Source organism: Cohnella ginsengisoli (assembly GCF_029525555.1).
In the GTDB taxonomy this organism is placed as follows: domain Bacteria; phylum Bacillota; class Bacilli; order Paenibacillales; family Paenibacillaceae; genus Cohnella; species Cohnella ginsengisoli.
In genome coordinates this window covers 418,332-439,695 of the sequence record NZ_JAPDHZ010000003.1, presented here as the reverse complement: position 1 = coordinate 439,695, position 21,364 = coordinate 418,332, and the positions used below count along the sequence as shown (strand labels likewise).

At 62.5% G+C, this 21,364-nt stretch carries 17 protein-coding genes and 5 pseudogenes; 9 read left to right on the top strand and 13 right to left on the bottom strand.

From position 1 onward, the window contains the following. Nucleotides 1-7 precede the first annotated feature (7 nt). Nucleotides 8-373 carry a DUF6864 domain-containing function gene (locus OMP38_RS13075; protein ID WP_277565555.1) on the bottom strand — a complete coding sequence of 122 codons (366 nt, stop codon included), beginning with the start codon at nucleotides 371-373 and terminating at the stop codon, nucleotides 8-10. Between the two features lie 159 nt (nucleotides 374-532). Next, nucleotides 533-3,292 carry an alpha-mannosidase gene (locus tag OMP38_RS13070; RefSeq protein ID WP_277565554.1) on the bottom strand — a complete coding sequence of 920 codons (2,760 nt, stop codon included), beginning with the start codon at nucleotides 3,290-3,292 and terminating at the stop codon, nucleotides 533-535. 153 nt (nucleotides 3,293-3,445) lie between these two features. Between OMP38_RS13070 and OMP38_RS13065 the strand changes: the two genes are divergently transcribed. Both OMP38_RS13065 and OMP38_RS13060 read left to right on the top strand, forming a co-directional pair. Continuing rightward, complete coding sequence (locus tag OMP38_RS13065; RefSeq protein ID WP_277565553.1) at nucleotides 3,446-4,609, top strand: GntR family transcriptional regulator; 1,164 nt, start codon at nucleotides 3,446-3,448, stop codon at nucleotides 4,607-4,609. A 98-nt stretch (nucleotides 4,610-4,707) separates the two neighbouring features. After that, nucleotides 4,708-5,461: pseudogene (locus OMP38_RS13060) on the top strand (DNA alkylation repair protein). 52 nt (nucleotides 5,462-5,513) lie between these two features. Here the strand turns inward: OMP38_RS13060 and OMP38_RS13055 are convergent. From OMP38_RS13055 to OMP38_RS13045, 3 genes and pseudogenes are all read right to left on the bottom strand, one after another. Next, entirely contained in the window at nucleotides 5,514-6,620 is a 1,107-nt protein-coding gene (locus tag OMP38_RS13055; RefSeq protein ID WP_277565552.1) for a Gfo/Idh/MocA family protein, read from the bottom strand. 32 nt (nucleotides 6,621-6,652) lie between these two features. Beyond that, nucleotides 6,653-7,364: pseudogene (locus OMP38_RS13050) on the bottom strand (ThuA domain-containing protein). A 46-nt stretch (nucleotides 7,365-7,410) separates the two neighbouring features. Further along, nucleotides 7,411-8,484 carry a LacI family DNA-binding transcriptional regulator gene (locus OMP38_RS13045; protein WP_277565551.1) on the bottom strand — a complete coding sequence of 358 codons (1,074 nt, stop codon included), beginning with the start codon at nucleotides 8,482-8,484 and terminating at the stop codon, nucleotides 7,411-7,413. 211 nt (nucleotides 8,485-8,695) lie between these two features. On the opposite strand from OMP38_RS13045, the gene OMP38_RS13040 reads away from it, so the two are divergent. Together OMP38_RS13040 and OMP38_RS13035 are read left to right on the top strand one after the other, a co-directional pair. After that, on the top strand, nucleotides 8,696-9,304 hold the full coding sequence (locus OMP38_RS13040; RefSeq protein ID WP_277565550.1) for a bifunctional transcriptional activator/DNA repair enzyme AdaA: 609 nt from the start codon (nucleotides 8,696-8,698) through the stop codon (nucleotides 9,302-9,304). Then, nucleotides 9,301-9,828 (top strand): methylated-DNA--[protein]-cysteine S-methyltransferase, encoded by a 528-nt coding sequence (locus OMP38_RS13035; protein ID WP_277565549.1) that lies wholly within the window; start codon nucleotides 9,301-9,303, stop codon nucleotides 9,826-9,828. Before OMP38_RS13040 ends, OMP38_RS13035 begins: the two co-directional genes overlap by 4 nt. Before the next feature lie 42 nt (nucleotides 9,829-9,870). Here the strand turns inward: OMP38_RS13035 and OMP38_RS34675 are convergent, their stop codons facing one another. Further along, entirely contained in the window at nucleotides 9,871-10,332 is a 462-nt protein-coding gene (locus tag OMP38_RS34675) for a DNA-3-methyladenine glycosylase family protein (RefSeq protein WP_338130568.1), read from the bottom strand. Between the two features lie 112 nt (nucleotides 10,333-10,444). Further along, nucleotides 10,445-10,771: pseudogene (locus OMP38_RS34670) on the bottom strand (DNA-3-methyladenine glycosylase); the annotation flags it as partial. A gap of 140 nt (nucleotides 10,772-10,911) precedes the next feature. Here OMP38_RS34670 and OMP38_RS13025 point away from each other — a divergent pair. Continuing rightward, nucleotides 10,912-11,678, top strand: a pseudogene (locus OMP38_RS13025) (SPL family radical SAM protein). Between the two features lie 51 nt (nucleotides 11,679-11,729). Here OMP38_RS13025 and OMP38_RS13020 read toward each other — a convergent pair. The 3 genes and pseudogenes from OMP38_RS13020 to OMP38_RS13010 all read right to left on the bottom strand — a co-directional run. Then, on the bottom strand, nucleotides 11,730-14,282 hold the full coding sequence (locus OMP38_RS13020; RefSeq protein ID WP_277565548.1) for a diguanylate cyclase domain-containing protein: 2,553 nt from the start codon (nucleotides 14,280-14,282) through the stop codon (nucleotides 11,730-11,732). A 24-nt stretch (nucleotides 14,283-14,306) separates the two neighbouring features. Beyond that, nucleotides 14,307-14,567 carry a biliverdin-producing heme oxygenase gene (locus tag OMP38_RS13015; RefSeq protein ID WP_277565547.1) on the bottom strand — a complete coding sequence of 87 codons (261 nt, stop codon included), beginning with the start codon at nucleotides 14,565-14,567 and terminating at the stop codon, nucleotides 14,307-14,309. Between the two features lie 151 nt (nucleotides 14,568-14,718). After that, nucleotides 14,719-14,913 (bottom strand): annotated as a pseudogene (locus OMP38_RS13010) (biliverdin-producing heme oxygenase); the annotation flags it as partial. 137 nt (nucleotides 14,914-15,050) lie between these two features. Between OMP38_RS13010 and OMP38_RS13005 the strand changes: the two are divergent. The 3 genes from OMP38_RS13005 (at nucleotide 15,051) to OMP38_RS12995 (ending at nucleotide 17,894) form a co-directional block, all read left to right on the top strand. Next, nucleotides 15,051-16,616, top strand: a complete 1,566-nt coding sequence (locus tag OMP38_RS13005; RefSeq protein WP_277566804.1) for an NAD(P)H-hydrate dehydratase — start codon at nucleotides 15,051-15,053, stop codon at nucleotides 16,614-16,616. An 81-nt stretch (nucleotides 16,617-16,697) separates the two neighbouring features. After that, nucleotides 16,698-17,201: a hypothetical protein gene (locus OMP38_RS13000; RefSeq protein WP_277565546.1), complete on the top strand. Its 504-nt coding sequence runs from the start codon at nucleotides 16,698-16,700 to the stop codon at nucleotides 17,199-17,201. 3 nt (nucleotides 17,202-17,204) lie between these two features. Continuing rightward, on the top strand, nucleotides 17,205-17,894 hold the full coding sequence (locus OMP38_RS12995) for an AIM24 family protein (RefSeq protein ID WP_277565545.1): 690 nt from the start codon (nucleotides 17,205-17,207) through the stop codon (nucleotides 17,892-17,894). On the opposite strand, the gene OMP38_RS12990 is transcribed toward OMP38_RS12995, so the two are convergent. The 3 genes from OMP38_RS12990 to OMP38_RS12980 form a co-directional block, all read right to left on the bottom strand. Next, nucleotides 17,853-18,605 (bottom strand): M50 family metallopeptidase, encoded by a 753-nt coding sequence (locus OMP38_RS12990; protein ID WP_338130505.1) that lies wholly within the window; start codon nucleotides 18,603-18,605, stop codon nucleotides 17,853-17,855. The two genes, OMP38_RS12995 and OMP38_RS12990, sit on opposite strands and share 42 nt — an antisense overlap. 115 nt (nucleotides 18,606-18,720) lie before the next feature. Next, a complete protein-coding gene (locus OMP38_RS12985; protein WP_277565544.1) occupies nucleotides 18,721-19,017 on the bottom strand; it encodes a hypothetical protein in 297 nt (98 codons plus the stop codon). 291 nt (nucleotides 19,018-19,308) lie between these two features. Continuing rightward, the gene (locus OMP38_RS12980) at nucleotides 19,309-20,220 is read right to left on the bottom strand and encodes a J domain-containing protein (RefSeq protein ID WP_277565543.1); all 912 of its coding nucleotides are present in this window, start codon (nucleotides 20,218-20,220) and stop codon (nucleotides 19,309-19,311) included. Between the two features lie 118 nt (nucleotides 20,221-20,338). Here OMP38_RS12980 and OMP38_RS12975 point away from each other — a divergent pair, with 118 nt between their 5' ends. Next, on the top strand, nucleotides 20,339-21,244 hold the full coding sequence (locus OMP38_RS12975; RefSeq protein WP_277565542.1) for an AraC family transcriptional regulator: 906 nt from the start codon (nucleotides 20,339-20,341) through the stop codon (nucleotides 21,242-21,244). Nucleotides 21,245-21,364: the final 120 nt, after the last annotated feature.

Genomic DNA, 21,364 nt, shown 5'->3' with positions numbered 1-21,364 from the left:
ATTTTGTTCACGGACCCTGGACCCCCTCGCCGGCGAAAAACGTAAAGGACAGCACCCATGCCGTCGCTTCGTAATTGATCGTCACTTCATAGCTCAGGGACAGCCTGCGATTGTTCAATACGCCAAGATGGATCATGTCGTCGTTGCCCGTCGGCTTGCCTCTGGGGAAGTTGATGCAGGCGATTCGGACTTTATTGTGCTGCACGAGCCGGATGTCCGTCTCGAAGTCGTCCCGTTCGGGCTCGGTTTCGATGCAAAACAAAAACGTGAGCGGATCGTTTTCCTCGGATAACGTGATCTCGATCGGATTCATCTTGTAGGCGAACACCCTGCCGTGATAGACGACCTCGAAGCCGCCGGAATGAATTCGCATGCGCATGTCCCCCGTCCCTAGATAGACTCGCGGATGTTTTATTGTACGAGCAGGGGGACGGTCCTATGTTCATTTCGATCGTCTCGAACGGACAAAAAAAAGACGGCCGCCCGGATCGTCGGATCTGTCGGGCGGCCGCTTGGAAAGGCCGGGATGCGCTTATGAATGTTTGCGGCCTAGCGTGACGATCTCGCAAGGACGTACGGTCAGGCGGAGGACGCCGTCCGCGTCGGGCGCGAGCTTGCCTAGCTCCTCTTCCAGCACGTTGCTCAAGAACCATTCCGAATCCGCGTCCGCTTGCAGCGCCAGCGTTGCAGGCGTGCCGCTCATGTTGAACCAGCGGTAGAAGCAATCCTCTCCCTGGATGCCTCGTTTGACGGCGGTCAGCGCCAGACGCTCGCCCGTCCAGGAGAGCAGGCTATAAGCGGCAGGTAACGAACCGGCATGAGCGTCCGTCTGAACGGCGAGCCAGGGCACTTGGAAGGCGTACGCTTCCTGGGCGGCCGCATAGCGTTCATCGGCGCCGCCGTAGGGGATGATCGCGAGCTCCGCTTCTTGCGCGCCGAGGCACTGCGCCTCAGGCGTGGGAAACACGCCCCAGTCGCCAAGCTCTCCGACCGCCCGGAGGAGCGTCACGGCGATCGTGCCGCGGCCGTCGCGGAGCACCTCGTACTCGTTCAGTCCGACATTTGCGACGGCCAATCCGCGATTGCCGTGGTCCAGGGCGGCGAACGCCTGCTGGTGCTGCGCGTTGTCCGGATTGCGCCATTCGGCGGCGGGCTCGTTCGGACGCTTGGCAATCTCGTAGACCGAGTCGGCATAGTGGACGCCGGACGCCGCCGCATCGGTCGGAAACCGCATGCGAAGGCGATGATCCTTGGCGTGATTTTCATAGCGCACCTTCAGCTTCATGGCTTTGACGCCGCGCTCCACGGTGACGAGCGTCGTGATGACGAGCGGCACGGTTCGCGCGGACCTCCCGGCCTTGCGGTCCGGCAGGAACGTCGCCGTCGCGCGCTCGCGCTGCAGCCGCTCATCCGCCTCGGCGGGAATCTCCCAGCGATGGACGATCTCGACCGTCGTGCGCCAAGCGGTGCGCGAGACGAGCCGCGTCTCGGCCTTCAGCGCTTCCGTCGCGAGCGTCTTGCGGCCGCCATCCTGGACGTAGACATATTCGTTGCCGATATCGCCCGAATTTTCGAAGACGCCGAGGTCGCGATAGGTCTCTCGGGTTTCTTTGTCCGTCAGCGACAAGCTTCCGTTAGGCCCGACGGCGACGGCGATATATTCATTTTCCAGCAAAAGGTCGGATGGGGCGGCGGCAACGGCTTCCGTCATCTCGACCGCGGCCGCGACCGGCGCCGCGACGGCGGGATCCGCGTCTTCTTCGCGATACCATGCATACGTCCGGTAGCCGTTGGAAGGAACGTTGTCCGCGCCGAAGGTGACGCGGATCCGTCTGGCCATAAACGGCTGCCTGAACTTGTCGTCCGGCAGCTCGTAGCCGAACCGGACGCCGAGATCCTCGATCTCGGCATCCACGGGTCGGCCTTCGTGGTCGACGACGGCGCCCCCGTCGATTCGGACGAGCTCCATGGCCGCGTAGGCTTCGGCCGGCCCGATGTCCGTGGACGCGCGGCGCGCGACGTCGAGCTCGACGGACACGGTGCCGGACCGCGCGGCGCCGGCGAAGTTGAACGCGACGAACGGCACGTGCGTGTCGCCGCCGAATCGGGACGTATCGATGCGCGAGGCGATATAGGCGACGCTCCGCTCCACGATCGGCTCCGCCATGTGCCGGCTTTTGGCGAAGCGGGTCATCATCTCCGCGTGAACCTCGTCCACGCTGCAGCCGCAGATGCTGTCGTGCGGATGGTTTTGCATGAGCGTCTTCCAGGCATGGACGAGCAGCGGCGTCGGATGAGGCATGCCCAGCGACGCGGCGAAGGCGGCCGCAGGCTCGGCGAGCCGCTCGAGCAGGATCTGGCCTTTAGCGTTGGCCTGCTTGATATATACGCGGCTGGATGCGGTGTTCGCCAGCGTGAACCAGCCGTCCGTGCGCTGGCTGCGCAGCTCGCCTTCGACGACGGTCAGCTCGCGGTCGGAGGCGCGCTCGACGGCCGCCACGTAGGAGGCCAGATCGCTATGCACGAATTCATAGCCGGGGTACAGATCCCGGGCCGTATGGAGCGCAGCGGAGAGGTCGGTCTGCACGGGCTGATGATCGCATCCGTTCATGAACAGCAGCTGCGACGTGGAGGCGAAACGTTCCGCGTCCGCTAGCTTGGCATCCCAGTATGCGCGGGCCGCATCGGGATCGACGGGGATCTCCATGCCGTTGTTGTACCAATTGGCGAACAGGATGCCGAGCACCTCCGAGCCGTCCGGAGAGCGCCAGACCATCTCGGAAAAAGGCGATTCGTAGGCCGCGGAGTCGGAGACGGCATTGTTGAAGCCGGTCGGCTTGACGCCGCGTCCGAAAATCGCGTTGGCGATGCGGGCCTGACGCATGAGCTGGGGCGCCTGACCCATATTGCCGAAGGAGTCGGGGAAATATCCGATCTTCGCCACCGGGCCGTAGCGTGCGGCCTCGCGGTGACCCACGAGCAGATTGCGTACGTTGGCCTCGCCGCTCGTCAGAAATTCGTCCTGCAGCACGTACCACGGACCGATCGCGATCCGTCCTTCGCGAATGAATCGCGTCAGGCGTTCGCGATTCTCGGGCCTCACCTCGAGGTAGTCGTCCAGAATGATCGTCTGGCCGTCCAGGTGGAAGCTCCGGTATTCGGGATCGCGCTCGAGCGTATCGAGCAGTACGTCCATCAGCTCGATGAGCCTGACGTGATGGCGCTCGTAGGGCATATACCATTCGCGGTCCCAGTGCGTGTGAGAGACAATATGCGCGACAGGTTTTTTCATCGCTGTGCACCTCCGTTTAATACGAATATACAAGATGGCAAAAGGTTGTTATAATCGAATCATAGCTTTGTGTTAAAAGGTTGTAAACCCGGTAATGCGTCCGTGAACGAATAAAGTTGTATAAAAGTAATATTGGTGAGGGGGGGAGGACGCTTGGACCATACGGAGAGCCGGAGCCACAAGCGGACGCCGCTGTACGCCCAGATCGAGTCCTACGTGCGCGACCAGATCCGTTCGGGGAAATGGAAGCCGGGCAAACGGCTGCCTTCGGAGAACCAGCTCTGCAAGCAGTTCGACGTCAGCAGAATTACGATTCGCGGCGCCATGGACAAGCTGGTGGAGGAGGGCGTCGTTTTTCGCATTCAAGGCAGAGGCAGCTTCGTCGCGGAGGAAGCCGGGATGGGCGAGCCGGCGAAGTACGCTTTCGGCAGAGAGACTTCCGGAGAACGGGAGCTTCAGGCGGTGGCAGTGATCCTGCCGCGGCTTCAGGGCATGCTGACGACCAGCTTGCTCGCCGGCGTGGAGCGGGCGCTCGAGCCTTCGCGGTTCAGGATGCTGCTGCTGACGACGGACGACTCCCAGGAAAAGGAGGAGGTCAAGCTGCAGGAGGCGCTGCGGGCCGGCGCGCGCGGCGTGATCGTCTATCCGGCGGAGGGACGGACATACAGCGAAGAGATGCTGCGGCTCACGTTGGACCGATACCCCATCGTCGTCATCGACCGATACGTGCGCGGCGTGCCGACCCATTGCGTCTGCTCGGACCATATCGCGGGGGCATACGAGGCGACGGAGCATCTCCTGCGTCTCGGCCATCGGCGGATCGGCTTCGTGACGACGCCCTACGAGGGCACGACCAGCCTGGAGGAAAGGCTTGAAGGCTTCCGTCAAGCGCTGAACGACTACGGCGTCGTGCTGGACCGAAGCCTCGTGCTGGAGCGGGCGGAGCCGGACGCGATCGCGAATTTTCTCGCAGCCGCATCGAACGTGACCGCCTTGTTCGCCGTCAACGAGCAAATCGGACAGATTGCGATCCGCGCCGCGGAAGCGGCCGGCATGCGCGTTCCCGAAGATTTGTCCGTCGTCTTTTTCGACGATTACGACCATGCCGACGCCGCCAGAATCCCCCCGACCTGCGTGGCGCAGCAAGGCGATACGATCGGGTTTGAAGCCGCGGGCCGTCTGCTGTCGCTATTCGCGAATCCGAATCAGGAGCGGAGCATGGTACGCATTCCGACGCGGCTTATCGTTCGGGCCTCTACGGCCGCTCCGAAGAGCGGCGAGCAAGTGGAGCGAGATGCAGCATGGGATCCGTTATAAATTCTTGCGGTTTTATTCGAACCGGCGTCTACTCGCGCGGTCGATACGCTATGATTAGTGTCTAAAACTCGCTGGAAGTGCAAAGAGGGGAGCCTGACATGAACGGCATCACCGTAAGAGAACAGCTGGAGGCGTTGGCGGAGCCTGACTATCAAAAGTTTGCTTCGTCGCTCATTCCGAACATCGACAATCTGATGGGCGTCCGCCTGCCGGCGCTGCGGCGAATCGCGATCGCGGCGGCGCGGAGCGACTGTCGGGCCTGGCTAGAAGACGTCGGCAGCGAGGCTTTTGAAGAGATCATGCTGCAGGCGATGGTCATCGGATACGCCGAGATGGAACCGGAGGAGCGGCTTCGGTACGTGGCGGACTTCGTCCCGAAGATCGACAATTGGTCGGTATGCGACCGCTTCTGTCTCGGCCTAAAGTTCGCGCGCGACAACCAGGCCCCCCGTATGGACGTTTATTCAGCCGTATCTCAAGTCGGCGCGGGAGTACGACATCCGCTTCGGCGTCGTCATGATGCTCGAGCATTTTATCAACGACGTTTATGCGGACGACGTGCTGAGGCTCTTGGACGAAGTCTCGCATGAAGGGTATTACGTGAAAATGGCGGTCGCCTGGGCGGTCTCGATATGCTACGTGAAGTTCCCCGAACGGACGGAAGCCTACTTGCGGGGATGCGCGCTGGACGATTTCACCTTCAACAAATCGCTGCAGAAAATCGTCGAGTCCTACCGGGTAGACGCGGACGCCAAGCAGCGGATCCGCGGGATGAGACGCAGCGGCAGGAGACGGCAGGAAGCGCCGGATGCAAAGGGGACGAGCGAGCCGGATGGCTCGCCCGCCCCATAAACAAAAAAAGCCCAGCCTCCGTCAACCGGAGGCTGGGCTGTTCACCATCGAATCAGGCGTCGAGCTCGCCCTCGCGCAGACCCAGCGGCAGCGGCGCTGGCCGCTCGCACGTGCTGTGCATGCGGTAGCGCACGCCTTGTTCGGCTGCGTCGTGGAAGCCGTGCATCGCCTCGAGCACGTGATAGGCCAGCTCGCCGTTCGCGCGATGCGGTCGGCCGGTCAGGATCGCTTGGGCCATGTCCGCGGCGCCGAGGCCGCGGGCGTTGTCCGCGTAGCCGTGCGTCAGCGGCAGCTCGGACCAGTCGCCGGCTCCGGCGCGGCGAATGCGGATCGGACCGCCGAACGAGTTCGGATCGGGTACCTGGAGCGTACCGCCGCTGCCGTAGATCTCGATGAAGGGGAGCTGCGCGCCGCCGGGGGCGTCGAAGCTCGTGAGGATCGTGCCGATCGGGCCGGCCGCGAATTCCATGATGCCGGCGACATGGGTCGGCACCTCGACTTCGATCTTCTGGCCGTTCTTCGGCTTGCTCGTGATCGTCCGCTCGGGATACGAGACGCGGGCTGCGCCTGTCACGGCCGAGATCGGGCCAAGCAGCGCCACGAGGGCGGTCAGGTAGTAAGGACCCATGTCGAACATCGGCCCGCCGCCCGTCTTGTAGTAAAACGCGGGGTCCGGATGCCAGCTCTCATGCCCGCCGCCGACCATGAACGCGGTCGCGCCGATCGGCGTGCCGATCCAGCCGTCCTCGATCAGCTTGACGCAGGTCTGGATGCCGCCGCCCAGGAACGTATCCGGCGCGCTGCCGACGAGCAGCCCCTTCTGGCGGGCGAGCTCGACGACTTCGCGGGCTTCTTCGCGTTTGACCGCGAAGGGCTTTTCCACGTAAACATGCTTGCCAGCTTGAAGCGCCTGCAGGCACACGGCCGCATGCGCCTGCGGAATCGTCAGGTTGATGACCATTCGAATATCCGGATCCGCGAGCAATTCTTCGACGGACAGGCCGCGGATGCCGTGCTCTTCGGCCTTCGCCTTGGCTCTGGCGACGTCAAGGTCCGCGCAGGCGACGATCTCCATCGAGCCGAAGCGCCCGCCGTTCTGCAGGTAGATGCCGCTAATGTTGCCCGTACCGATAATGCCGATCTTTACTTTGTTCCCCACCGTACCGTTCCCCTCTCGATCTTTTTCCAAAATTACAGCTGGTTGTCCTGCATGCCCGTATACGCGCTGTCCGCGGCATAGTCGTCCGCGCCGGCGGCCTTGCCCTCCGCGCACCACAGGAAGCCTCTGCGCATCAGCTCGGACACTTCCGGCAGCGCGACGATGTTCGCCTGATGGCCCAGCGAATTGTAGTACACGCGCCCCCGACCCCAGCGCTTCGTCCATACGACCGGCATATCGACGGCTTTGTTGGGCGAATGCGGTCCCGGTGCGATCGGGAATCGGGTCGTGGCCAGCACCTCGATCGCCGGATCAATATGCAGGTAATATTGCTCGGTGCTCACGGTAAAGTCGGACATGCCGGCGACGAGGGGGGCTCGAGCTGTGCTTCACGTTGACCACGTACTCGGTGCCGTCGTTCCCCGGATGCGCCACCCATTGGCCGCCGGTCATGAACTGCCAGTCGGTGTTCTCGCGGAACGCGTCGCACATGCCGCCATGGCAGCCCGCGAGCCCGGTACCGGCCTGGACGGCGGCGGAAACGTTGTTCACCCATTCCTGCTCGATCTTGCCCATCGTCCAAGCCGGGACGATCAGGTCGAGGCCCATGAGCTTTTCCTTGTCGGCGAACGCTTCGAGCGTGTCAGATACTTCAACCTCGAAGCCCTCGGCGGCCAGCATCGCGCGGAACAGCTCCGCGACCTCCTTGGGCTGATGGCCGTCCCAGCCGCCCCATACGATCAGCGCTTTTTTTAGTCATGTCATATCCCGTCCTTTCGATTGCGATCCTTCAGCAGGATCGCCTTATGATGAGTTGCGTGGGCAGCAGTATGTCTTCCGCGGCGGGCTTCGAACCGTTTGCATGATAAGCCGCAGCGCCTTCCGCGACTTCTACGCCGCTCGAGCCCCCGCTCTCGCCGGACAGCCGGGCCATTACCGACTCGGCGGCAAGCCGTCCCATTTCGTAAAACGGCACCTCTACCGTCGTCAGCGGCGGATCGGTCAGGCTGGAGGCGTCGGAATTGTCGTAGCCGATGACGGGCAGACGCTCCGGCACCGCGACGCCGCGTTCGCGCAGCCCCTGGATCGCGCCGATCGCCATCCGGTCGTTCGCGCATAGCAGGCCGTCCAACGCCTCAAGCCGATCGAAGATCGCGCCGGCGGCCTCTTGACCGCTTTTGCGGCTGTAGTTGCCTTCGAACTGAATCGCCGGGTCGGGAGACAGGCCGGTCTCGGCGAGCGCTTGCCGGTATCCCTCGTAGCGGTCCGCGCTGTTGGAGTAATGCGGCGAGCCGTTCAAAAAGCCGATGCGGCGATGGCCGGCGTCCAGCATATACCGTGCCGCCGCATAAGCGCCCGCCCGGTGATCGGCGCCCACGCAAGGCAGTCCCGGCCGCGCATAGCGCTGATCGACGACGCAGCAGGGCAAACCTTCGTCGGCGAGGGCGAAGACGGAGGCCGCCTCCTCGGGCAGATCGCTGGCGCCGAGAATCAGGCAGGCGTCGACCCTGCGCGTCCGGTACAGCGACACGTAGTCGTACCGCGCTTGCGGGTTGCGATAGAGGAGCAGGAGACCGTACCCGGCCTGATGCAGGACGTCCCCGATGCCGCTCAGAATCTCCGAAAAGTAGTAGGTGGAAAACAGCCTGACCTTCGGCACGTGCGGCAGAACGACCCCGATGTTGCCGCTTCTTCCTTTGGCGAAGCCGGAGGCGAGGGCGTTCAATTGGTAGCCCAACCGGTCGGCGGCGGCGGCGACCTTGCGCCGCGTCTCCTCCTTGATCGGACCGACGCCGTTCATCACGCGGGACACCGTCGCCTCGGACACGCCGGCCAATTCGGCGACTTCCCTGCGCGTAGCCATGCGTTTCGACTCCTCTCCCGCCGCGTTCGCCGCGTTTTTTCTTCCTAAAACCCAACAATGTACACGCGTACATTATGCCATCGGCCGGCACCCGAGTCAATCGGATCTTTTTGCGGGATCTCGGAGATCGATTTCGAGATCTTGCGATTGTAATCCGGAAGCCTTACGGGCGCTCCGGATTGCGGGTATACTTGGGGGGGAGGTGATGCAGATGGGCGTCGACAACAGGAATAGAACGTATGCGGGAGCTGCGCCGGACGAAGAGCAATGGAAGGCGATCGTCGGCAATGACGCGGCCTACAATGACCGGTTCCGGTACGCGGTCATGACGACGGGCATCTTCTGCCGGCCTTCGTGCAGATCCAGGGCGCCGAAGCGGGAAAACGTACGGATCTTCGCGGATTCGGAGCCGGCGCTGAGCGCCGGGTACCGTCCGTGCAAGCGGTGCAGGCCGACCGACCGGAAGCTGCCGGATGCGGAATGGGTGGGTCAGATGACGGCGTTCATCGACCGCTGTTACTACGAGCCGATCACCCTGGACCGCCTCGCGGAGCTGTATCGGGGCAGCCCGTATCATTTGCATCGTATTTTCAAACGGATCGCGGGCGTCACCCCGGTCGAATACGTGCAGCGTACCCGAATCGCGCGGGCGACCGAGCTGCTCGAGACGACGAGCATGCCGATGGCCGAGATCGCCGATGCGGTGGGCTTCGGCAGCGTTCCTTATTTTATTACCGTATTCAAGCAGAGAACCGGCACGACGCCCAGCGAGTACAGGAGGCTAGGATGCAGGCCGGCTTACGAGGAGGTGTCGGAATGACGGATTCGCAAAAGGGTCAAGTCGTCCGTTGGACGCGAATCGCTTACGGAGAGTGGCGGCTGCATGCCGCGGCGACGGATCGGGGCCTATGCTATGTCGGTTCGCCGGACATGCCGTTCGAGCAGATGGAGGCTTGGGTGCGCGCCCGGATGCGGGGAGCGGAGCTGGTCCGGGACGATGCGGGGCTGGCGCCGTACGTGCGCGAGCTGACCGAGTACTGGGACGGCGACAGGCGTACGTTCGAAGCGCCCGTCGATGCACGGGGAACCGCGTTCCAGCAGGCCGTGTGGCAAGCGCTGCTCGGCATCCCTTACGGCGAGACGCGCTCTTACAGCGAGATCGCGGCCCTCGTCGACAAGCCTTCCGCGATGCGCGCGGTCGGCGCGGCGATCGGGGCCAACCCGGTGCTCGTATGCGTGCCCTGTCACCGCGTCATAGGCAAGAGCGGGGCCATGACCGGCTATCGCGGCGGGCTCGGCATGAAGACGAAGCTGCTCGAGCTGGAGCGGGGAGGTCAGGCTTAAAGTTGCGGCGGGTGGCTGCCGGTTATCGGCCCCATCTTGCATTCAGTAAAGCAATCGCCACAGATAAAACGTCGCATACGACTCCCAGCCGCGCCAGCCGGCGGACAGCCGCAGGATCTCCTCGTGGGACGGCTTGGCGTCGCTGCCCGTCGCATGACGTATCGCATGATGCAGGCCGACGTCGTCGATCGGAAAAGCGTCCTTCATCCGCAGACAGCGCATCAGCACGTAATTCGCGGTCCAAGGGCCGATGCCGCGAATGCGGACGAGCGCTTTTTCGGCCTCGCCGTACCCCAGTTCCTTCAGCATCTCTTTGGATATTGCTCCAGTGGCGATCAGCTCCGCGACATGAATCAGATACTCGCATTTTTTGACCGTCAGCTTCAGCGGCAGCAGGTCCTTGACCGCCAGGCCGGCGATGACGTGAGGCTGAGGGAACGTCCAGTAGGTTTCGCCGGCGCTGACGACTAGGCCGCCGTACGCTTCGACCAGACGCGCCTTCAACGTGTAGGCGAAGGCCAGGTTGATCTGCTGTCCTGAGGATGCCCCACGCCGTCGCCTCGAACAGATCGGGAATGCCCACCAGCCGCAAGCCTCGATGCGCGGAAGCAGCGGCAGCCAGGAGCGGATCGTCGGCAGCCACAAGGTAGAAAGGCTCGAGATCCGTGTCCAGATCGAGCCATTCGCGAATATAGGCGATCGCGGCCTCCCGGACGTCCTCGCTCGGAATGCCCCGATCGCTCGCAAGGGCGACGTTCAGCCCGCTGCCGCGAGCGGCGCCGATCTCGACGATCGGCGTGCCATCCAGCGGGAGCGCCTTGTAAAGGCGGCCGTCCTGAATGCGGTGAAGGCACTCTTTGGGCGAGCGCGCCAGATAGCCCAGATTAGCCGAAAAGCGATAATCCTCCGGAACGGAGATCGTTAACGTCGGTTCGAATGGCATTTTCATCATCCTCCGTTGCCATTGTATCGCAAAGCGGGGGGATTTCGGGATTTTGTTAACTTGCAGCGAGGTGACGCCTGCCGTGAGCCCTCAGCCCAACGTGCAATACAAAAAAGCCCAAGTCGCTGCTGAATCGAGCGATGGGCTTTCTGGAAGATTATACGCATACGCTGAATCCGTATGGCGGCTGCGCTTTTGGCTGCTCTTATTGCTACGTGAAGGGCATGCCGGTCGCGGCGTTCCGCGAAGAAGCCTGGGGCGCGTGGGTGGACGTCAAGCAAGGCGCGGACGAACTGCTGCGAAGGGAGCTCGCCCGCGCCGCGGCCAAAGGTCCCGTGCGCATCTTCATGTCCTCCAGCACGGATCCGTACCAGCCCGCGGAATATCGGGAGCAAGTCACGCGCTCGCTGCTCGAAGCGATGGCGGAGGCGCCGCCGGACTTCCTGCTCGTGCAGACGCGTAGCCCGCTGGTGACGCGCGATATCGATCTGCTGCTGCGATTGGGCAGCCGCGTCCGGGTGAGCATGACGGTCGAGACCGACCTGGATACGGTTCGCCGCGTTTTTCCCCTGCCGCGCCGCCGATCGCCGCGCGGCTCAAGGCGCTCGCCCGGCTCAAGGAAGCAGGCGTCCCCATCCAGGCTGCGGTCGCGCCGGTACTGCCCAGCAGCGAGCGCTTGCCGGCTTTGCTGCGGGCGGTGACGGACCGCGTCGTCGTGGACGACTACGAGATGGGCGACGGCAGCGGCGGGCGGCGAACGCGAAGGTTGGGGCTCGAGCCGTTGTACGCGCAGCTCGGCATGACCGAGTGGCATTCGCCGGATGCGTGGCGAACCGTATACGAACGGCTTCGAGCGTGTTATCCCGAAGACGAGCTGAAGATCAGCAGATCCGGCTTCGCGCCTTGATTGACATTCATGATCGCCGCGTCGACGTTCATCGCTCTGAAGGCTTCACGTTCACAGCGCCGAGACGCGGTTTTTTCCTTCCGCTTTGGCGATCGCGAGCGCCTTCTCCGCACGGCCCACCAGGTCCGACGGACTCCCTTCGCGAACGTCGGCTTCGACGGCGACGCCGACGCTTGCCGTCAAGTACTCGCCGACGCCGGGCTGCGGATGCGGAATTTGCAGCGAGATGACCGTCTGCCGGAGCTGATCGGCCAGCATGTCGACACTAGCGCGGCCTTCCGGGGTCGGCTCCTCCGCGAGCGTCAGCACGAACGAAGCGCCGCCGTACCGGGAGACGACCGCATTTCGCATATTCCCGACCGCGCTCAGCGATTCGGCGACCCAACGCAGACAGTTGTCGGCGCCTTGATAGCCGAACATGGCGTTGTAAGACCGGAAATTATCGAGGTCGAGCATAATGATCGCCATCGCCTGGCCGTTGTCCGCGCTTTGCCGCCAACCTTTCGCCAGGTTTTCGTCGAAGAAACGCCTGTTCGGCAGTTCGGTCAGGCTGTCCGTATGGATGAAGCGGGACAGCTCGCGCGTTACTTCCGTGAACAGATTTTCCTCGTCGGCGTCTCCCGACGCTTCCCGGGCAATCGCCATGATCGACGGTTTGCCGCCGTAAACGACATGAGCGAGCGTCATATCCAACTCGACCGGCGCGTCCGAGACGGATTTCATTCGCAGACGGCAGGACCGGAGCTGCGTCGCGGCCGCTCCGATGCGTCCGAGCATGTGAGCCAGCTCGGCTTCGGACGACGGGTCGATCCAGTCCGCGAGATCGCGGCCGATCAATTCCGTCGCTTCGGACACATGCAGCAGCCGGGCGGCCTCGAGGTTCGCGAATACGATTCGGCCTTCGGTCAGCGTGACGAACGCGACGGCCGAATATTCCATGAGCTGCAAATACCGCGACTCGTTTTCTTTCAGCGTGCGCGCGTACAAGATCGACTTTTCCTCGGCCAGTCTCAGATCTTCTTCGGTCTGCTTGAGGGCGATCGACTTCAGATCCGACAGCGTATGAAGCTCCTTCGACTCCCAGGGGAGCGACGTATTCGTGACAACCTCCTGCCATGCCTCGAACGATTTGCGCGGCGAGATCCGATAGCCTTCGCCGACGCGTACGACGGCTTTGGCAGGGTCTCCCGCCCAGGTGACCGTCTGTACGACCTCCGGCCTGAACCACAGAATATGGTCGCGATAGTCCGAGGACAACGACAGGAAGATGACGCCTGCCGCCTTGTCCGGATATTCGGCGGCCTGCGGATAGACCGAAGAGAGCCGATTCGTATGGTACGCGTAATCCTCCGCTTGCTGGCTGAGCCAGACTGCCAGCTTGACGATTTGGGCCGCGCCCGGCGTGCTGCCGAACAGCAGCAGTCGTCCCTTGTACTGTACGGCCGCGCCCGAGGCGTTCATGACGGACAACAAAGCGTCTTCGTCCGCGGTCAGCTTGTCCTTCAACTGATCCGGCGTACCCGGCGCGCCGAATACGCGGGCCAGCCGCTGCGCCAGCGATTTGAGATGCAGCTCGCCCTGGTAGTCATCCAGCTTCTGGCGCTGGTGAAGTTCGCTGGAAAAAAACGAACCGAGAAAATTGCAAAGATTGCGTTGGCGGTGCGGCACGTACTTGGGCGACTCGTGATGGCAGGCGATCATGCCCCAGAGCTCGCCGCCATGAATGAGCGAGATCGTCATGGTGGCGCCTACGCCCATATTTTTCATATACTCGATATGGATAGGGGATACGCTTCGCAGCACGGACAAGCTCAAGTTCAACGGTTTGCCGGACGGTTGAAGCGTGGGGACGACCGGCACGGGCTCGTAATCCATATCCACGATCGTACGCACCCAATTGCGCACGTACAGTGCCCGGGCCTGCTTCGGAATGTCCGAAGCGGGGTAGTGATGGCCAAGGAAAGGTTCCATCGTACTGTTTTTCGCTTCGGCGATGACTTTGCCGTTCCAGTCCGCGTCGAATTCGTAGACCATCACGCGGTCGTAGCCGAGGATGTCCTTGACGAGCTCCGCGGCTACCTGACTGGCGCCGGCCCGGCTATGCGTCCGCTTGATGCGCGTGAAAAATGCCTGGACCCATTCGAAATCGTCCACGACGGGCGCGTCGTCGTTCGTGGGGCGCTCCAGCTCGACGACCAAAAGCTCGTCGCTGACATGAAAGATCGCGAAAAATTCGGCCGATCCGTCCGGCAGATCGATCGTCATCTCCAGGAAATGCTGCTTGTCCCCTGCGGCAGGACGGACAAGCGATTCCTCGACAAACGCGAGTGCCCGTTCGCCGATAACGGCGGACAACGGCTGTCCGAGCAGCGACTCCGCAGGCGTTCCAAGCAGCAGATCGACATTGCGGCTGCATTGAACGACCGTGCGGGCATCGTCGTTCGCCGCGACGAGCAGCGCGCCGTGAGGCTGAATCATGCCGGGGATATGAATCGGTTCTTTTTCGCAGTTGGTCAGGTCGATCGGCTCGTCCGTAAAGTCGCCTTCGGTCAGCAGCGAGCGATTCAGTTCGTTTTCGAAGTTCTGATCGTAATCATCGGTCATTATACACCAGCCTTTTTCGAATATTTATCGGGATACCGTCCCGTTCGGCGCTTCAATCCAATCGCGCAAGCTGTCGAAGGTCTGGCCGGCCGAAGCCAGCATCTCACGTTCATCCTCTCCTGTGCGCGCCTGCGCGGTCAGCAGCTCGCGGAACTCGGCCCAGCGCTCGCGGACATCCGTTCCGTAGCTGTTGAAGTAGCGGGCGTTCGTCTCCGGCGAGACCGGCAGATCCTTCATGAGCAGCTTGGTCAGCATCTGGCCGCCTAACGTGGATCCTTCGAGCACGTACATGCATCCGAGAATGCGGGGGGAACGACGACAGGTCGGGAAGCGATTGGCAGAGCGGCAGGTCATCGACCGCGCGCGCGTCCAGGCCGAGAGCGTGCAAGTCCGCTTCGAGCAAGCGATGCTTCGTCCGGGCGTCTATATCGAACCGAAGCTCTTCCCACTCCGGTCTAGCTTCGAATGCGCGTTCGAGAGGGAGGATGTAGCCGTAAAACAAGGCCAGGTATTCCCTGTATTGCTCCAGCGATATCGTATGATCCAACATCGCCGACGTATATTTGTTCTGCTCCGCACGTCGGTGCTGGGGCGCGGTTCGTTCTTTAAGCTGCGTTAAAATATCGGACATCGGTAACGATCTCCTCCCATCCTGCTTTAATAGTAACAAATTCATACTGCTAAAAGCGACCAACGGGGAAAATTAACAGCGTTTGGAATGTTAAAAATGTTTAATAATTCTATATAAGGAGGCGTGTAGCGGTGCGGATGGAACTCGTAACATCCGGAGAGATGCGGGCGATCGACGCAAGCGCGATCGAGGAGATCGGCATTCCGCAGGAGGCGCTCATGGAAAACGCGGGACGTGCCGTCGCGGAGGAGGCAAGGCGTTTTGCCGAAACCGCGGGCAAAGGCGCGGACTTCGGCTGGCTGATTCTGGCGGGCAAAGGAAACAACGGGGGAGACGGGCTTGTCTGCGCTAGACACCTACGGGACATGGGCTTCCGCGTCGCGGTGCTGTACGCCGAGCCGCCGGAGCGGATGCAGGGTGCCGCTGCGCTGCAGCGCGACATCGCGAGCCGGCTTGGCATTCCGGCGCGCGTATACGCGCTGTCCGATACTGGAGCCGATGCGGCGAACGCCGGCTGGTTCGCCGGATTTGACGGATTAATCGACGCGCTGCTCGGCACGGGGAGCGCAGGGGAGCCGCGCGCGCCTTACGCGTCATTGATCGAAGCGGCCGTACAGAGCGGCCTGCCGGTCGTCGCGGTCGATATACCGAGCGGATTGAACGCGGATACCGGCGCCGTCGCGAAGGCTAGCATCCGCGCGAAGGTAACCGTGGCCCTGGCCTACGCGAAGCGGGGGCTCCATCAGCACCCGGGCGCCGGGCGAGCGGGCGAGGTCGTCGTCAGGCCGATCGGCATTCCCGCCGATGCGGCCGAGCGGGCGGGCGTCCATACGTATTTATTGAACGCCGAATCGCTGAAGGCGAAGCTTGGACTGTCGGTCCCGCTGCCGCGGAAGGAGGACTCGCACAAGGGAACCTACGGCCATGTGCTGGTCGCGGCGGGCTCCGCGCTCATGAGCGGCGCCGGACTGCTGAGCGCCCGCGCCGCCCTTCGCGCCGGCAGCGGGCTGGTAAGCTGGGCGCAGCCGGCGGCGGCGGCGCCGGGACTGCGGGGCTTCGCGCCCGAGATCATGCTGCGGGCCGTGCCGGACGAGGGCGCCGGAGAATGGCGGCTGGTGAAGCCCGAGCGGCTCGCCGAAGCGGCCGCGGGCGTAGATGCGCTCGTCGTCGGCCCCGGCATGGGACGTTGGGACGGCGACGGCGCTTGGCTGCGCAACCTGTTGGAACGCGTGGCCGCGCCCGTCCTTGTCGACGCCGACGCGCTCAACATGATCGCGGACGCCGGCGCGCAGCCCGGCGTATGGCCGCGGCGCGAGGCGCCGACGGTCATCACGCCTCATCCCGGCGAGATGGCGCGGCTCGCGGGCATGACCGTGTCTGAAGCGCAGCGTGACCGAATCGGTCTCGCGCGCGAATACGCAGCGAGGCACGGCGTGACCGTCGTGTTGAAGGGCGCCCGCACGGTCGTCGCCTCGCCGGACGGACGAGCGTTCGTCAATACGACCGGCAATTCCGGCATGGCGACCGGGGGCTCGGGAGACGCGTTGGCCGGCATCGTCGGCAGCTTGCTCGGACAAGGGCTGAACGCGCTTGAAGCGGCGGCGTACGGCGCATATTGGCACGGTCTGGCGGGAGACCGCGCGGCCGCGTCTCGTCCGCAGGCCGCTTCCCTGATCGCAGGCGACATCATCGAGGCGTTGTAGGCTCGCATTCGGGCGATTGCTGACGAATCGTGCTAGAATAGAAAATCATAGGGCTGCGCGGCAGCGGAGAGGAGCGAATCCATGACCGCCATACGAAAGATCGCATCGGCTGCCGGACGCGCGCGGGCTTTGCTTCTGACCGCGGCTTGCGCCGTTTTCCTGTTCGCGCACGCTTCGTCCGAGGCCGCCGCGGCCACCATGTACGACAAGTTCAAGGATATCTACCAGACGCCCGAAAAGGTGCAGGAGCTGCAGGAGCAATATATAGAAAGCCAGCAAAAGCTGCAGGAGCAATCGGAGGAGCTTAACCGGCGCACCGAAGAAATGAAGAGCCAGACCGAGCAGTATCTGGCGGAAACCCAGGCGTTGAACGAACGCAACAAAGCGCTGGCGGAGCAGAACGACGCGTTGAACGCCCAGCTTGCCGCCATGGCCGAAAAGCAGCGGGCGCGCGCGGCGCTTACCCGCAAAACGATCTACGGCGTCGCCGCCGTGCTGGGTCTGGGCTTGCTCTATTTGCTCACGATCCGGCTGTGGCGCTATTCGGTATGGCGGCGGCAGCGCAGCGGCAGCTGGAGGACCTAGGCGATGGAGATCACGACGCCGGCGCCGCTCGGACAGGTACGCATCGCATTGGACGAAGGCGAGGCGCTTCATGTTTTGCATCCCAAAGCCATCGTCGCCTTCCAGGGCAGGCCCGCGCAGCGGGAAGACCGCATCATGGACTTGGCGAACGCGTACCGCAAGCGCAAGTGGGTCCGTTCGCGCCTGGCAGGGCCGGCCGAGCTTATTCTCGGCTTGCCCGCGGGCTGCAGCCTGACCGTGGTCGATATCCCGGAGGACAGCGACCTCATGTTCAACTTTCGCCATGTGCTGTTTTACACGGAGGGGCTTCGGATGCAGAGCCGCATCCAGAAGATCAAGACGGCGTGGATCACGAGGGAGTGGGTGCGCATGCGCTTCTCGGGGCCGGGGCGCGTGGGCGTATTCGCCTCGGGGGACCTCGCCTCGGTCGAGCTGGATCCCGAGGTGCCGCTATATGCGGAATCCGGCGCGCTTGTCGCTTATCCGGAGCGGGCGGACGTTCGGCTGTCCGTCTACGGCAATACGCTCGCCAGCCAGCATATGAACGTGCAGTGGGAGCTGACGGGGCGCGGGCCGGCCTTGATCCAGGTCGGCTCGCCGGATCCGGGACTGGCCGAGCAGCTGCACGGGGACGGATGGTTCAAGCGGCTGCTACGGGAGGTGCTGCCGTTCGGCAGCGTTTATATCAAGTGAGGACGGACAAGGCAGGGGCGCGCGGTTAGCGCCCGTATGCCTTGTCTTCTTTTCTGCCGCGCACGAACATCTGCAGCGAACGCGTCGCGCAGGCGAGAGAGACGAGGACGAACAACAGCGCCCAAAAAAAGCGCGGGAACGCCCGTCGCGTTCGCCAGATTCGTCGCGTCGCCGGCACTGGATGGACTGCCGAGCGCGGTAAGCGCCAGCGAGATCGGACCGAGCGCGGATTCTTCGAGCGTCAGGAAGGCGAGCAGCAAGTAATAGAAGCTGCGAATCTTCGGGCCCGAGAAATAGCATCGTCCCGGTCAATGCGATAAAAATCGCGAGCCAGGCCATGCCGAATCCGCCGTGCACGAACAAGACGAGCATGACGGCCGCGACGGCGACGATAAGCGCGAGCCCGAGCCGCTGCGCCTGCCGGCGGTGCAGCGCGAACAGGAGCAGAGAGAACAACGAAGCGCCGATATAGCCGGACATGGACACCGGGAGCGACGACCAGGACGAGGCGAGCCTAGTATAGGTGACGCCGCTGTGATCCGAATGGAGCTCGATGCCGAGCACCTGGCCCGACAGCAGCAGCGCGGTGAGCGCATGGCTGAATTCGTGCATCGTCGTGTCCAGATTACGGAAAAAGGAAGAGAACGGAATCAGCCGCGTCAGGAAGACGGATACCGCCAAATATAAGAGGGTCATGAGCCATTTTCCCATAGCGGTCCTCCGTTATCGCTTTTTTTAATTCGTATTATACGAGAAGGAGAGTGGAAACGGCCAATAAAAAAAACGCACCCGGTCCGGGTGCGCGACGATGAGGAAGGAATAGACGTCAGCGAGTCACGCTCTTGCCGCTATAGGCCCGGCGTTCGGCGCGCTGCGCGGGAGCCGCGGCTTGCACGATGGTGAACACCCCGACGAGAGAGACGATGCAGCCCGCCACCAGCATCGTGACGCCGACGCCCGGACTTACGCCGGTGGCCAGCAGGACGGATGCGGCGACGACATCGGCCAAGCACAGCATAAACAGAAAGGTAGAAGACATGTCGTACCTCCGAAGTCGTTTGATATACAGCATATACCCGCCAACCGGGCGCGGCGAATCGCCGATCCGCAAATAGCCCGTCAAAAAAAGCCGCATCCTGATTCGAAGCGGCCTTTCAAGCGAAATCGTATGCACCGGAGATCAGAATTGCTTTAACGTCTTCAGATGAACCCAGCGTCCGGAGCGGGTTTTCACATACAACGTCCGGCCGAAGCATTTGCCGTGAACGAACATATGGATCGCCTCCAGTTTCCCGTAGTGGAATGTATGTCTTTTTACCCGGGCCTATCGAAGATTAAACCAAGGAATGGAAAAAGCCCGCCGGCGGAATCGCGCGGTCGGGCTTCGGGTTATAAGGCTTGGAGGCGTCTTCGGTCAAGAACCGCCCAGATAATGCCGGATAAAGGCTTTGGCTTGGTCCGGGTGCTTGGCGTTGCCGCGGATGCCGGCTATGAACTCCGTGGTCCCTTGGAGGCCTAGCGCCTTCATGAGGGACGAGCCGCTCAGATCCACGCCATATACGCGTTCGGCCGTGTCCGCGTCGGTCTTGGACTTGACCTGGACGTTCGCGGGAAAATCGTCCCCGTCAAGCGGCAAAAGTCCCTCTTGCGGCGCCAGCTTTTCGAAGTTGACCTTGTCCATGATGTACAGGTCCGATTTGTCGGTCATCAGGACGAGCATGCTCTTCTGAAGGAGCGCCATGTCCTGTTCGCTGCGGGTCTCGGCGGGCACGTACGTGAGACCTGCGACGACGCGCTTCCAGTCGGGGAACTGCTTCAGTATATCCGCCTCGACGTTCGTCATGTCGGGATTAATGCCGTCACCGTACAAATAATTGCCGAAAAACATGACCGAGACGTCGACGGGAGGCAGCTTGGCGAGCTCCGCCTGCTCGTGACGGTGATCGACGTAGCTCTTGATGCCGTAACCGATGGCGATGAGAAGCACGATGGCGCCTAAAATATGAAGCTTGTAATAATGGAAAAAATGCGCGCGCTTAACCGCGCGAGCCGCCTTCTTCGGATCGCCGCCGTAAGTCTCGCGGGCGTAAGCGTCCTTGGCTTGCGCTTCCTCGTAATCCTTGATGAACCGGTATGCGGCATTGACCTTGTCCTCGTCGACGCGCTCGCCGGCCCCCGCTTCGCCGTGCTCGCGCATCTTCTGGGTGCGCGCCCGCCGCGTGAGCAAATAGTAGCGATTGTCGAGCGCTTCCCGGTCCGCGTCCTCGGGCAATCCGAGCTCGGCGTAGGCTTGCTTCAGCTTGATCAGGTCATTCTGTTCTTCCATGAATAGAAAGTCACCTTCTGTCGATGAATGCGTTATTTCCAGTATACGCGATTCCGGGCGCGGCTTCCACTTCGCGCGACCGATGCGATAAGATGGGCAAAGACGGGAGGACGCAACGATGGAAGCGCATAAAGGATTGTTCCATGAGGCGTGGAAAAGCGGCGATGGCCGCCCGCGCGTCCATGCTTATTATTTCAAGGAGTGGACGGTCTACCGGATGGATCCGCATACCCACGATTCGACGGAGATCATGTACGTGATGGCCGGGGAGTGCCTGGTCGCGATCGACGGGGGGCGCGGCAGGGAGTCGGTTCATCCGCTTCGCAAGGGAGATTTTATTGTCCTGAACGCAAACGTCCCGCACCGTCTTCAGGTCGACCGGGCCTGCCGGATGCTGAACGTGGAGTTCGATCTGGCGGCCGCCGACGGCGTCGTGCCGCCGCTGCGCAGACTCGCCGAGGAAGACGCCTCGCTGGACGCCCTCCTACGGTCGCCCGGTCCCAGCGCGACGCTCACCGATCCCGACGAGGTGCTCCATGCGCTGAAAAGTCTCGTGCTGGAGCTCGATCTGCAGGGCGACGACGGCGGCGCCCTGGCCCAGCTGCTGATGGCCCAGGTGCTCTTCCGGATCGCCAGACTCCTCGCGGAGAGCCGGCAGGCCGGAATTCCGCAGACGGATCTATACGTGAAGCAGGCAATCGCCTATATGCAGGAAAACTACGACCGCGACATTAGGCTTCGGGATATCGCCGCCGCGGCAAATCTGCACCCGAGCTACCTGCAGCGCTTGTTCAAGCGGCAGGTCGGCGAGCCGGTCACGGCCTATCTCACGGCTCACCGGATGGAGCGGGCCAAAATGCTGCTGTCGCATACCGATATTCCGATCGCCGATATTTGCGAATACGTGGGGGTGGCCAGCCGGTCCTACTTTCATGCGCTATTCAAAAAGCATGCCGGAATGACGCCGGCCGAATATCGCTCCGCGCAAGACCGCCATCGGTGGAACATTAACGAAAAGCTGTAATTTTAGACAATCAGGACCTGGAATCGGCTGCAATTCTGATAACGCTTCCTCCATAGCGGTCGTTACAATGGCTGTAGGAAAGCCAGCGATCAAGCGAAGGCGAATATCAAGAAGGAGGCT